Here is a 12,132-nt window from a genome sequence, read left to right as displayed (position 1 = left end):
TCCCCGTCTCATAGCAAAAGTCGGTTAAAACCGACTGAAACATTAAATGCAACTCTCAACTCTCTTCAGTCCTCTTTCAGAGGACTTGCGCTATGAGACAGGGATTTCAATCCCTGTCGGGCTGTCGGATGTAACGAGGGGAAAATTGATGCTGAATTTATTTTGGTTTTACCCTTGACATTGACATTAATGTCAAGGTTTAGGCTACAGGAGTCATTCTACCAAATCAAATTTTCCCGATGACTTCTAATTCTTTGTCAATTTCTCGCATCTCCCGGCTATCAGAAGAACATCCAGATGCTGTAACCGCCACCCTCTGCGGAATTCTGGTCATTTTGGGTTCCCTAGCGCTGCAACTAGGCTGGTTGGGTTTGGCTTTATTCATCCTCCCGGCTGCTTATGTCATCGGTGGTTATTCTAGCGCCCGCGAAGGATTAACGACGCTTTTTCAAGAACACGAATTAGATGTCGATTTGCTAATGATTGTGGCTGCTTTGGGGGCGGCCAGTTTGGGGCTGTGGCGACATGAATATCATTTAATTGTTGACGGCGCTGTGTTGATTTTAATCTTTGCAATTAGTGGTGCGCTAGAAGGTTATGCGATGCAGCGGACTGAACGCAGTATCCGCAGTTTGATGAGTTTGACTGCCGATACTGCTAGAGTTGTATTATATGGTGATGAACGGGAAGTTGCGATCGATAAATTGCAAATTGGCGATCGCATTTTAGTCAAGCCAGGAGAAATAGTTCCCACCGATGCGATAATTGTAGAAGGTGCTAGCAGCCTAAATCAAGCCTCAATCACCGGCGAATCTATGCCCGTGGAAAAAACAGCAGGTGATGAAGTTTATGCCGGAACAATTAACGGTTTCGGCACGCTACAAGTGGAAGTTCACAAAACCCCGGAAAGCAGTTTGATTCAGCGCGTCATTCGGCTGGTACAGCAAGCACAAACCGCAGCGCCTCCTTCTCAAATGTTTGTGGAAAAATTCGAGCGTGGTTATGCTCGCTTTATTGTGATTATTGGCTTGCTGTTGGCAATTTTGCCACCATTTATTTTCGGTTGGAATTGGGAAGATACTATCTATCGGGCGTTGATTTTCCTAGTAGTTGCTTCTCCCTGCGCGCTGATGGCTTCGATTATGCCCGCGCTACTTTCGGGAATTGCGAATGGGGCGAAACAGGGAATTTTGTTTAAAAGTGGCGCGCAGTTAGAGATAATTGGTAAAGTCAGGGCGATCGCCTTTGATAAAACAGGAACTCTGACTACCGGAAAACCGGAAGTTATCCAAATTGTCCCCGCCACCGGATATACTGAAACAGAAGTTCTGCAATTAGCTGCTGCTTTAGAAACTTACTCAGAACACGCGATCGCACTTGCCATTGTCGAAGCCGCCCAAAAGCAACAATTAGCACTTCCCATCGCCACCGAAGTTCAAGCCAAAGTCGGCCAAGGAATTGTCGGCAAAATCCACAACCAAATCATCTCCATTGGTAAAGCTAATTTTGTAAAAGCAACTGGGGAGTTAACTCAAGTCAGCCAGCAGTTGCAAGCAGCAGGAAAAACCGTGGTTTGGGTGAGTCATGGCGATAAACTTTTGGGAATCATTGCTGTAGCAGACACCCTCCGCCCCGAAGCAGCCAATACCATCAAACGCTTGACCAAGTTAGGCGTAGAACATATAATTATGCTGACGGGTGACAATCAGCAAACAGCTCAATACATAGCCAGCGAATTAGGCATCAAAGAAGTCTATGCCGAACTGTTACCAGAAGATAAAGTAGCCGTAATTCAACGACTGCAAAAACAGTATCAAACCGTCGCCATGGTAGGAGACGGTATCAACGATGCCCCCGCCCTCGCTCAAGCTTCCGTGGGAATTGCCATGGGAATTGCTGGCAGTGATGTAGCTTTGGAAACTGCGGATATCGTATTAATGGCAGATCGATTGGAACAGCTAGCAAAAGCAATTATTTTAGGCCGTCGCGCTCAAAATGTTGTCAAACAAAACATTATTTTTGCACTCAGTTGCATTATGCTGTTACTAGCGGCCAACTTTCTCGGAAATATTACCATGCCTTTAGGTGTCATCGGTCACGAAGGCTCTACAGTAATAGTAACATTAAGTGGCTTGCGATTGCTAAGAAATTAGAGAAATGCGAAACAGAGGAAGAGAGACATCAAATCCCCTCTTGCTAGGAATGATTAGTCCCCCTCTCCTCCTCCTCTGCGTTCTCTGTGGTTAAAAAATCAAAATATTAAGAAAAAATACAATTTCTGTTTTCTCACCCAAAACACGCTAGGGTCAAAAGTATTCAATCATACCAAAAGCAAAAATTGCTCTAGACTGCAATAAAAAATTACCTGGAAACAGTCTAGAAGATGATATTCAATTTAATGCACCAGGAGCAATTGAAAACTTGTTTTCAGTCGGAGGCAATATGAACCACAAAGTCATTGGGGCCACGCGGAACATTGCAATTGTTGGCCATTATTTAAGCGGTAAAACCGCACTGCTGGAGAGTTTGCTATCGGTGACAGGGGCAATTACCCGCAAAGGTAATGCCAAAGATGGCAATACAATAGGTGATAGTTCCCCCGAAGCGCGCGATCGCAAAATGAGCACAGAAGTGAACGCCGCGAGCACAGAATACGAAAATGTCCGCTTCACATTTCTTGACTGTCCAGGGTCCATCGAATTTGCTCAAGAAACTCTCAACGCACTCATCGGTGTAGACGCGGCCATAGTAGTTTGCGAACCCGTGACCGATCGAACTCTCACCCTCGCGCCGCTGTTTAAATTCCTCGATGATTGGGAAATTCCTCACCTAGTTTTTGTCAACAAAATAGACCGCGCTTGTACCGACGAAACGACTTGCGGTAGCAACTTTACCACCATCATCAACGCACTCAAATCTATTTCTAGTAGACCGATCGTACCTCACCAATATCCGATCGGACACAACGAAAAAATCATCGGTTTCATCGACTTAGTAACCGAACAAGCTTATCACTACCATCCAGGAGCCCCCGCCGATCCCGTACCGCTACCGGAACACCTCCAAGCCCAAGAAAACGAAGCGCGGCAACAAATGCTGGAGGAATTGGCAAATTTTGATGATAATTTACTTGCAGAATTGCTGGAAGAAATCAACCCCGACACCGAAGAAATTACCCGCGATTTAAAGATGGAATTGGGTGCCGATTTAATCGTGCCCGTATTCATCGGTATCGCAGAACAAGATTTCGGGGTGCGCCCATTACTGGAAGCTTTGCTGCGAGAAGCCCCCGCCCCAGAAACAACGGCCCAAAGGCGCTGTGTTATACAAAGTGATGAAAAAGTCACCGCTCAAGTCCTGAAAACTTATTATACACCCCAGGGCGGCAAACTATCGTTAGTGAGAATATGGCAGGGGGCCTTAGCAGATGGAGCAACTTTGAACGGCATTCGAGTTAACGGTTTGTACCGTTTAAACGGCTGGCAAACCCAAAGCTTAACCAATGCCAGGGCCGGGGAAATAGTAGCTTTGGGACGGCTAGAAGGCGTAAAAACAGGCGATACCCTGACAGTCGATCGCACCAAGTCATTGCCAAAAGCCGAAATATTGTCGCCAGTGTACGCCTTGGCGATCGCCCCAGAAAAACGCAACGACGAAGTAAAAATGACCAGCGCCCTAGCCAAAATCCTGGAAGAAGACCCATCTTTAGTTTGGCAACAGCACGGCGACACCCACGAAATTATACTTTGGGGTCAAGGCGAAATTCACCTAAAAGTATCTTTAGAGAGATTGCGCCGCAAGTATAACTTGCCGATGACAACTCACTTACCACAAGTACCCTACAAAGAAACCATCCGCAAACCCGCATCAGCCATCCACGGGCGCTACAAACACCAAAGCGGTGGCCATGGACAATTTGGTGACGTTTACCTAGACATTCAACCGCAGCCACGAGGAGAAGGCTTCAATTTCTGCGATCGCATCGTCGGTGGAGTCGTCCCCAAACAGTACATTCCCGGTGTAGAAATTGGGGTGCGCGAATATCTCGATCGCGGCCCCCTCGGTTTCCCTGTGGTAGACGTAGCTGTGACACTGACAAACGGTTCCTATCACAGCGTCGATAGTTCGGAACAAGCTTTCAAGCAGGCGGCGCGTTTGGCGATGCAGGAGGGGATGTCGAAGTGTGAATCGGTGCTGCTGGAGCCGATCGCCAAAGTGGAGATTCACACTCCCAAGGAGTTTACTTCAAAAGTGCTGCAATTAGTGAGCGGTCGCCGCGGTCAAATTCTCGGCTACGAAAGCAAATCAAACTGGAAAGGATGGGATACCGTTACAGCTTATGTGCCGCTAGCAGAAATGCAGGATTCTATCGTCGAATTGCGATCGCAAACCATGGGAGTCGGCTTTTTCCACTGGGAATTCGATCGGTTGCAGGAAGTACCAGAACCTTTAGCAAAGCGGGTTTTGTTAACTACCGGAAACGGTAAAAATTAAACCCTAGGGGCGGGTTTGACCTGTTGGCGTATAATTTGGTTCAGTATCCAATTGGAAATCTAATTTAGTAGATAAAGATTATGGGCGAATCTAAACGTCGCAAACAGGCGATCGGCGACAAGTATGGTGAAGAAGAACGTATCTATCCTTGGCTGCCGATCACGAAAACCCAAAGCGAAGATTTTGTAAAGTGGACAAGTCGCGGAAGCTGGATCGGGATTAGTTTACTGGTTGCTTGGTGGGTTGTAGTACGATTTGTCGGCCCAGCGGCGGGCTGGTGGTTGGTTGATTGATGCTAGGCTCGACTAATGCCTGTGCGTGCGATCGGGCATTTTGTCGAGTGCCACTAAATTTTTCGGGAAATTGTGCTTGCAAATCTGGACATAGTATGATAGATTAGTTATCTACGGGCAATTAGCACAGTGGTAGCGCACTTCCTTCACACGGAAGGGGTCACAGGTTCAAATCCTGTATTGCCCATTTGATTTAATCCTTACAAACGACATTTAAAACTTACTACCATTACTTTGGGCTAAATGCAAAGTTTTATAACAGTTGCCAAGGGGCTATTGTGCTCAATCTGGAGAGCAGTAGCTTGGGGAGTTTTGGGCGATCGCCCAAAACTCCCTTTGCTTGATACTACATTTATGTTACAATAACATTGTAACTCGTTCCCCGCCGGAGGTTCCCTCATGGCAAATGCCAATATTTCCCAAAATTTCAACTTAATCATCCCCGCAGGAACCCAGATTGTCACCAAAATCGAGGTCAAAAACCCCGCCACTAATCAATCTTGGAAACCAGGAGCAGTAGGTGTCATCGTTCAATCGCCTACGGATAATTCTCACGCATATTTAGTCAAACTCCCAGACGGCACAGAAATCAGTTTGCGGCGACACGAACTCAGTATCCGCAAGCAGTTTCAGAGCGAAGGATTGCAGTCAAAAGCAGATTTTTTAGCAGAATATAACCTGTATGATTCTGTCATTTACCGCTGCATAGTCGGTTCCAAAGCCTATGGTTTAGATAACGCGCAATCTGATACAGATCGGCGCGGGATTTATCAACCACCCGCAAACCTTCATTGGTCGCTTTATGGGATTCCAGAGCAATTGGAAAACAAGCAAAATGATGAATGTTACTGGGAACTGCAAAAGTTTTTGATAGTGGCGCTCAAAGGTAATCCAAATGTGCTGGAATGTTTGTATACCCCTTTGGTGGAAACGGTTTCTCCAGTAGCACAAGAATTGCTAGACATTCGGGAAATCTTTCTGTCCAAACTGGTTTATCAAACTTACAATGGCTATGTTTTGTCTCAATTTAAAAAAATGGAGCAAGACTTGCGGAATACAGGAGAAGTTCGCTGGAAGCACGCCATGCACTTAATTCGGTTGTTGTTGTCAGGAATTACGGTGCTCAAGGAGGGTTTTGTGCCGGTGCGAGTGGATGATTATCGATCGCAACTTTTGTCTATCCGCAATCAGGAAGTACCCTGGGATGAGGTGAATCGGTGGCGGCTGGATTTGCATCGAGAGTTCGATCGCGCCTTTGGCTCAACTCGCTTACCCGAACGCCCTAATTATGAAAAGGCTAATCAGTTTTTGATTAAAGCGCGCCGAAGTGCGATCGAGCATTAAGGTAGCTGCGAATCAATTCAGCCATTTTCTGTTGTTCTTTACGATACACGCTTTTACCCAAAGATAGGCGATCGCCCCGATTCGTCAGCAGACGCAACTCGTATAATTTATAGTCTTCGGTGTCTTCTGTTTCTTTTAACTCTAGTTGAGAAATTTCATGGAGCGATCGCTTAATATCAAATCCGGTAGCATCTGAATGATTCAGATCTCTATTCTCTCCCTCTGTGTCCTCTGTGTTCTCTGCGGTTAAATCATTCCGATGCAGCCGGAAACGATATAACTACTTGATTCATCCCCATCCACCTTTTCTGAATCGTTAAGGTACTGGCATTTTTGTCAAAAATGTAAGTTTTAACAATTAAACTCCATTTTTCTTGATTATTAAGCTCTAGAAGATGTTCGGTTTTTTGAATAACTTTCATATTCGGTACCAGATCCCCTGTTATTGATTGACAATTATTACACAACTTTTTAGATCGCATCTGAGGGCGATCGCCCCTCGATATAGCTGCGAATCCAGTCAGCTATTTTCTGTTGCTCTTTCTGATTTGAGCTACCGCTTAACAATAGGGAATCTTCCCCATTCATTAATATTCATTAATCGCCACCACCGCCACCGCCGCCACCACTATCGCCACCACCACTATCCCCACCACCACCACTATAACTATCGCTACTACTGCTAGGATCAGTGTAAGTTGTCACCACTGTTTTTTCATCGTGATAACCACAACTGTCACAGTGACAAATAATTTGATCCTCCCCATGATTACTTCGGGTTGGTGAAGAAATTACCTTGGTCTTCCTGATTAGCGTTGGCTTTTTACAGCTAGGACATTTTTTTCTAAAGAACGACCAAACTTTCATTAACAAAAGCACAGGTATCCATATCGGTGATGTAAATACTACGAATATTATCGATCCTACTATGAATCCGAGAAATCCTCCTAGTGGAGAAGAACCATCTATTGTGAAACCGGAATTATTGCTAGCCTGTGGAGATGGAGTTGAAAACTGAAGAATGCCTGTAGGAAATATAACTTGAACTTCTAATTCTTGCTTTGGTGGTAGTGCTTGTTTTCCTGTGAATGCAAAGGTTTGACCATCCAGTTGACGCACTGTTGTGGGTATGCCAAAGCTTTTGAAGGAAGAGACTTTGGCCACTAAAACATCCGGTAGTTTAACTGTGACTTGGCTGGCATTAATCGGGGATTTGCGATCGGGCCAAATGGCTTTCCAATAAACTTGAGTATTCTCACCATTAACCTGCAATCCACCAACCACACGATATTTCACGACAAAAGTATGTGATTCTGGTGGTTTCAATTCATGTTGCCAACGAATCCAAATTTGATTGTTTTCAATCCCAGTGGTACTGGCAATTATTTGATTATTTTCTGCAACTGTCACATCTTTAATTTCACCAACCTTATCCAAAGGAATATAGCGAGACCGTTGATTAGTGTAGTTGCCTGTAAACACATATTTTTGCGTTTCCGTAACTAACATATCTCCGTTCGTTTGAACGTCGATTGTGACGTTAATATTTTCCCAGTAAAAAGGTGCTGCTTGGGCCGCTACATGAGTGACTGTGGCGAAAAACAAGCTCAAGGAAGCAATTAATAAAAAAACAATTTTCTTCAGGATTCGTTTATTCATATTTCCTCATGTGTGATTAGTTGATTTAGGACTTCATTCGTCATCAATGTTTTATAGCTAAGTTATTAGCTACAATTATTCAACAGTTTTCTTGTCAAGTCAATTCATAAATGTCATTGATTAACCTCATAAAAGTCATAATCGTATTTTTAAAAATGCAGCCCAGAAACCGGGTTTTTCTGCGAAATACTTCGTTTCAGCCAGCGATTTGGCAAAAAACCCGGTTTCTTGAGTCTAAGTGCATCAATCTTGATAATATGAAACTCACTTTCCCATCATTCCCCAATAAGCCAGACCATATAATTGAGCAGCCTGCATAGCTTCTTCGTCATAGCCTTGAGCTTTGAACAAAGCCTCAATGCGAACATTTCTACGAATTCTAGTTTGTCTGATGTCTGTTTCATGATTTTATGTTTAATTGACTTTAAGTGAATGTATATGTAGATTATTTGACCTTTGCTTGCGCGATCGCCATTTTGGTATTCTCAATAGCCTTGACAGCATAAGTATTGCCCGGACGTGTTTGCTGTGTTAGAAATAGATTAGTGGTGAATCCAGTCCGATCGCGCACAACGAATGTTAGGATTTTGGTTAGGAATTTGACTAGGAACTCGATCGCGATTGTCGCAAATGATACCCTCCACCCTCGATTCACCCGAAGAACCATTTGCACGCGCCAGCAACGACTGGGATACCCAAAAGCTTTACAGCGACTTAGCAAATGCCAAACAACAATTCGCGCCCCACACCAGAAGAGGGCTGACACCCGTAGAAAAGCGCCATCTGTGTGGGTTGTTGTGTGGCTACAGCCCCGCCGAAATTTCGATACTTCTCAACAAACAAACCAAAGGTGTAGAAGTTGATTTGTCAAAAACTTTGTATCGATATCTAGAATTTTTGACAAATAGACCCAGAAATGCTTTGACAAATTGGCGAGATGCGATCGACTGGCTAGAAATAGCCGGGTATAAAACGCAGCCAAAAACCTTAACAGGCGTCAGCTTAAAAGCCACTCTCCACCATTCAGATAGCATTTTGTCTGTCGCTATCAGTCCCGATGGACAATACCTCGCAACGGGTTCTCACGACAGTACAGTGAAAGTTTGGAGTTTGCACAGCGGTGAATTGTTGCGGACAATTTCGGGACATTCAACGGCAGTTTTGCTAGTTGCTTTCAGCCCGGCCAGCAAAACGCTGTTGACCCGATCGCGCGGAGGGACTGTCAAACTCTGGAACTTGCAAACTTTGGAAGGAAATTCTAGTCCTATTTCCGCAGTTGCGATCGGGCTTTTGGGCGAAACCCTGGTTAGCGGTGGGGAGAATGGTAATGTTAAACTTTGGCAACTGCGGATTTGAGATGGTTGAATTGTTGAGGTGATTGGTGATGATTAAATTATTAATGACTATCTCTCAACTCTCTGGTTATTAAGTTCTAACTTCTTTCGCTGTCGTTCCACAAGCTCTGCTAGAGATTTTTTTCTAATTTCCATCTCCTGAAAGTCAACAACAAAACTCGCTATTTTCAGCTCCACAGCTAAGGCTTCAGTAATATCGATAATTTCCACCCAACTGGCACATTGATAATCTGAATCTTCGTATTGTTTAATTCGGCTTTCTTCAAGCCCCAGCCTATCCGCAAGTTCCTTTTGACTCATTTGGGCAGCAATCCGAGCCTTAATTAAGACCCTCGGCATCTCTAAAATCGAGTCTACTTCAATTCTGAAATCTTTGGTGCGATCCAAAGTCACTAATCTTTCATATTCAGCTATTTCTGCCTTGAAAGCATCCAAATGACTTTGCATCGATTCGCGCATCGCTGACCACCAAGGATCGTTCTGTTTTACCTCTTCATCTTGTGCGTCATATTGGGCTAGCGTATATTCACATCTTTTCAGTAACTCTTGCGTGCATTCATATTGATTTTCATTTCTAATCATGGCAACCACCTGACTAAATCTATAGCAATAATTCCTTTAGGATTTCGCTTTTACACCTTAACATAATTTTATTATCATTTTTTTATGAATGTTGATTTCTTCAGCATACCTTACTATCAAATTCTACTGAAGGCGATCTTTGTTAAAATAGATTCAGAGCCAATACAAAAAACTATGATAGCGGAACGACGCAACCGGACATGATATTAAACTAACGCCGAGCCAGATCCCAGATAACTTCTGCGAAGTCGCGGATCTAGCTAGCACTCACCTTTTTAAGCGATAAAAATTAGCGTTCCTTTGCTCATTTCCAAACAATCGCCCATCTGCATACCATTATGAAAAGCACCTAGAAGCACATCGCTAGTTTTACCACAAGCGATCGCACCAGTAGCATCAATACCAATTGCCCCAAAATCCCGTTTATGTTCGTCAGCTTCCGCAAAAGAACGCTCAAAAGCAGCTTTCAAACTAAAACCATCCGTCACCCGAATCACAATTCTGGCTGCCAAACACTCATCCATAATGTGTTCGCCAATTCCGGTACAACTTACCCCAGCACTTCCAGTAGCATAATTTCCCGCCGGCATCGCCGAGTCGCTAACCCGCCCAATCCGCTCAAAACCCTTGCCACCAGTAGAAGTTCCCGCAGCCAAACGTCCCTCGGCATCCAAAGCTACGACTCCGATCGTACCTACCCCCCTTTCTCCCCCCTTACCAAGGGGGGACAGGGGGGGTGAGGCAGGTTCCGCCACCACAGTAGCCATGGCTCTGCTAAAATTGCCTTTGCGTTCCTCCATCCACTCATGCAAACGCAAATCCGTCATCGGATCGTAAATCGGCAAGTGAAGTTCTCGCAACAATTCCGCCGAGCCATAATCTGAGAGTACCCGATCATCCGAAGTCTGCAAAAATTTAGCAAGTTCGATCGGATTCTGAACACGAGAAACATTAATCGCCCCGCTGAAACGCTGCACAAAACCATCCATCAACGAAGCACTCATCCGAATTTGACCATCTGACTGCACCACAGAACCCGTACCCGCATTAAAACGTGGGTCATCTTCCAATAACCGACAGCCCCGCACCACTGCATCTACGGCACTCGCACCGTCCTTGAGCAGGGGATAAACTTCCTCCAAAACATGATAAAGCGATTTACGTACCGCCTCAATTCCGCCTTTGCTATGTAGAGAACTGCCGGCACCGCCGTGAATAACTAACTTTGGTTGTACCTGTTGCGATGCCATACTTTTTAACTTAACCTAGAATTTTTCCTTTGCAATCTTAACCTCGGTTTGGTAAATGGCAAGAGATTCTTAACTTTCGGTGGTATTACGGTGGCGACGACAGCGTTCCGAACAGTATTTCACCTCATCCCAGCAGTCAGCCCATTTTTTGCGCCAAGTAAAAGGTCGATCGCACACCGGGCAAATTTTTGTAGGTAAATCGGATTTCGATCGCTGCTTAGCCATGTTAATTTTGACAGTGGATTGGTAACTTATATCTTGTACTATTCTGAATTATGAACAGGCAAGATGCCTGTTCCACAAGCAAAAGTAAGTTTTGTGGAACAGGCATCTTGCCTGTTGCTGAGAAAATTAACCTTTGTGGAACAGGCATCTTGCCTGTTGCTGAGAAAAAACCCCAATTTTCACTAAAAATCTCCCCAGTAAAAATGGTCGCAACGGCATCAGCCAACATCCGAATCGTCTTAGTAGAACCCGCAGGGCCCTTAAACGTAGGTTCTGTGGCCCGCGTGATGAAAAATATGGGTTTGCACCAATTAATTTTAGTCAATCCCCAGTGCGATTATTTAGGAACAGAAGCTCGACTCATGGCTGTGCGCGCCGCGGACATATTGGAACAGGCGAAAGTAGTTGAGAGTTTGCCAGCGGCTTTGGTAGGCTGTACAAGGGCGATCGCAACTACAGGAGACGATCGCCCCTTAGCAACAAAGCCAGAAGCACCAGCAGATGCCTTACCTTGGCTCTTAGAAGCCCCCAGCGCCCTAATTTTTGGTCGAGAAGACTGTGGCCTAACCAACGCCGAATTAAACTATGCTCAGCGCCTGATCCGCATTCCATCCAGCGACGCTTACACATCCCTCAATCTCGCCCAAGCGGTTGCTGTCTGCTGTTACGAACTATATAAGTTAGTTCTCAACCCCCCCATCGAAGTCAACCCCCTCCTCCAAGTCAACTCCCTCATCGAAGTCAACTCCCTCCTCGAAGTCAACCCCCTCCTCGAAGTCAACCCCCCCCTACCCCCCCCTTGGGGGGAAAATCAGGAAACTCCACCCCCCCCTTGGGAGGAAAATCAGGAAACTCCACCCCCCCCTTGGGAGGAAAATCAGGAAACTCCCCCCTACTTCCCCCAAGGGGGGAATGAAGAAGAACCCCCCC

11 protein-coding genes and 1 tRNA gene are annotated in these 12,132 nt (G+C 45.2%); 7 read left to right on the top strand and 5 right to left on the bottom strand.

The window, feature by feature from the left end; translation table 11 throughout:
• Nucleotides 1-239 precede the first annotated feature (239 nt).
• The 5 genes from AAFP11_RS27665 to AAFP11_RS27645 all read left to right on the top strand — a co-directional run bounded on the left by AAFP11_RS27665 (nucleotide 240) and on the right by AAFP11_RS27645 (nucleotide 6,131).
• Nucleotides 240-2,153, top strand: coding sequence for a heavy metal translocating P-type ATPase (locus tag AAFP11_RS27665; RefSeq protein ID WP_341739910.1), 1,914 nt, complete (start codon nucleotides 240-242; stop codon nucleotides 2,151-2,153).
• Nucleotides 2,154-2,442: 289 nt separating this feature from the next.
• Nucleotides 2,443-4,494, top strand: coding sequence for an elongation factor G (locus AAFP11_RS27660; RefSeq protein WP_341739909.1), 2,052 nt, complete (start codon nucleotides 2,443-2,445; stop codon nucleotides 4,492-4,494).
• Nucleotides 4,495-4,574: 80 nt separating this feature from the next.
• Nucleotides 4,575-4,787, top strand: a complete 213-nt coding sequence (locus AAFP11_RS27655) for a DUF2839 domain-containing protein (protein ID WP_341730677.1) — start codon at nucleotides 4,575-4,577, stop codon at nucleotides 4,785-4,787.
• A 115-nt stretch (nucleotides 4,788-4,902) separates the two neighbouring features.
• A tRNA-Val gene (locus AAFP11_RS27650) sits at nucleotides 4,903-4,974 on the top strand.
• A 212-nt stretch (nucleotides 4,975-5,186) separates the two neighbouring features.
• Nucleotides 5,187-6,131 (top strand): nucleotidyltransferase domain-containing protein, encoded by a 945-nt coding sequence (locus AAFP11_RS27645; protein WP_341739908.1) that lies wholly within the window; start codon nucleotides 5,187-5,189, stop codon nucleotides 6,129-6,131.
• Between the two features lie 251 nt (nucleotides 6,132-6,382).
• On the opposite strand, the gene AAFP11_RS27640 is transcribed toward AAFP11_RS27645, so the two are convergent.
• On the bottom strand, nucleotides 6,383-6,553 hold the full coding sequence (locus AAFP11_RS27640) for a hypothetical protein (RefSeq protein ID WP_341739907.1): 171 nt from the start codon (nucleotides 6,551-6,553) through the stop codon (nucleotides 6,383-6,385).
• 175 nt (nucleotides 6,554-6,728) lie between these two features.
• Nucleotides 6,729-7,790 carry a DUF2207 domain-containing protein gene (locus AAFP11_RS27635; RefSeq protein ID WP_341739906.1) on the bottom strand — a complete coding sequence of 354 codons (1,062 nt, stop codon included), beginning with the start codon at nucleotides 7,788-7,790 and terminating at the stop codon, nucleotides 6,729-6,731.
• Nucleotides 7,791-8,420: 630 nt separating this feature from the next.
• Between AAFP11_RS27635 and AAFP11_RS27630 the strand changes: the two genes are divergently transcribed.
• Entirely contained in the window at nucleotides 8,421-9,146 is a 726-nt protein-coding gene (locus tag AAFP11_RS27630) for a hypothetical protein (RefSeq protein ID WP_341739905.1), read from the top strand.
• Nucleotides 9,147-9,193: 47 nt separating this feature from the next.
• Here the strand turns inward: AAFP11_RS27630 and AAFP11_RS27625 are convergent, their stop codons facing one another.
• The 3 genes from AAFP11_RS27625 to AAFP11_RS27615 all read right to left on the bottom strand — a co-directional run bounded on the left by AAFP11_RS27625 (nucleotide 9,194) and on the right by AAFP11_RS27615 (nucleotide 11,202).
• Entirely contained in the window at nucleotides 9,194-9,727 is a 534-nt protein-coding gene (locus AAFP11_RS27625; protein ID WP_341739904.1) for a DNA-binding protein, read from the bottom strand.
• A 275-nt stretch (nucleotides 9,728-10,002) separates the two neighbouring features.
• Nucleotides 10,003-10,977, bottom strand: a complete 975-nt coding sequence (locus tag AAFP11_RS27620; protein WP_341739903.1) for an isoaspartyl peptidase/L-asparaginase — start codon at nucleotides 10,975-10,977, stop codon at nucleotides 10,003-10,005.
• 69 nt (nucleotides 10,978-11,046) lie between these two features.
• Nucleotides 11,047-11,202, bottom strand: a complete 156-nt coding sequence (locus tag AAFP11_RS27615; RefSeq protein ID WP_341739902.1) for a DUF2256 domain-containing protein — start codon at nucleotides 11,200-11,202, stop codon at nucleotides 11,047-11,049.
• 203 nt (nucleotides 11,203-11,405) lie between these two features.
• On the opposite strand from AAFP11_RS27615, the gene AAFP11_RS27610 reads away from it, so the two are divergent.
• The coding region (locus AAFP11_RS27610) for a TrmJ/YjtD family RNA methyltransferase (RefSeq protein WP_341739911.1) at nucleotides 11,406-12,132 on the top strand (727 nt) is incomplete at its 3' end.

It is taken from the genome of Microcoleus sp. CAWBG640 (assembly GCF_020883015.1).
GTDB lineage: Bacteria > Cyanobacteriota > Cyanobacteriia > Cyanobacteriales > Microcoleaceae > Microcoleus > Microcoleus anatoxicus.
This window is presented reverse-complemented; position numbering and strand designations above follow the sequence as displayed.

Bases quoted from the DNA above. Each gene is read 5' to 3' on its own strand.
- AAFP11_RS27620 (WP_341739903.1), bottom strand. From the start codon at position 10,977: ATGGCATCGCAACAGGTACAACCAAAGTTAGTTATTCACGGCGGTGCC.
- AAFP11_RS27640 (WP_341739907.1), bottom strand. From the start codon at position 6,553: ATGAAAGTTATTCAAAAAACCGAACATCTTCTAGAGCTTAATAATCAA.
- AAFP11_RS27615 (WP_341739902.1), bottom strand. From the start codon at position 11,202: ATGGCTAAGCAGCGATCGAAATCCGATTTACCTACAAAAATTTGCCCG.
- AAFP11_RS27645 (WP_341739908.1), top strand. From the start codon at position 5,187: ATGGCAAATGCCAATATTTCCCAAAATTTCAACTTAATCATCCCCGCA.
- AAFP11_RS27635 (WP_341739906.1), bottom strand. From the start codon at position 7,790: ATGAATAAACGAATCCTGAAGAAAATTGTTTTTTTATTAATTGCTTCC.
- AAFP11_RS27625 (WP_341739904.1), bottom strand. From the start codon at position 9,727: ATGATTAGAAATGAAAATCAATATGAATGCACGCAAGAGTTACTGAAA.
- AAFP11_RS27630 (WP_341739905.1), top strand. From the start codon at position 8,421: ATGATACCCTCCACCCTCGATTCACCCGAAGAACCATTTGCACGCGCC.
- AAFP11_RS27655 (WP_341730677.1), top strand. From the start codon at position 4,575: ATGGGCGAATCTAAACGTCGCAAACAGGCGATCGGCGACAAGTATGGT.
- AAFP11_RS27665 (WP_341739910.1), top strand. From the start codon at position 240: ATGACTTCTAATTCTTTGTCAATTTCTCGCATCTCCCGGCTATCAGAA.
- AAFP11_RS27660 (WP_341739909.1), top strand. From the start codon at position 2,443: ATGAACCACAAAGTCATTGGGGCCACGCGGAACATTGCAATTGTTGGC.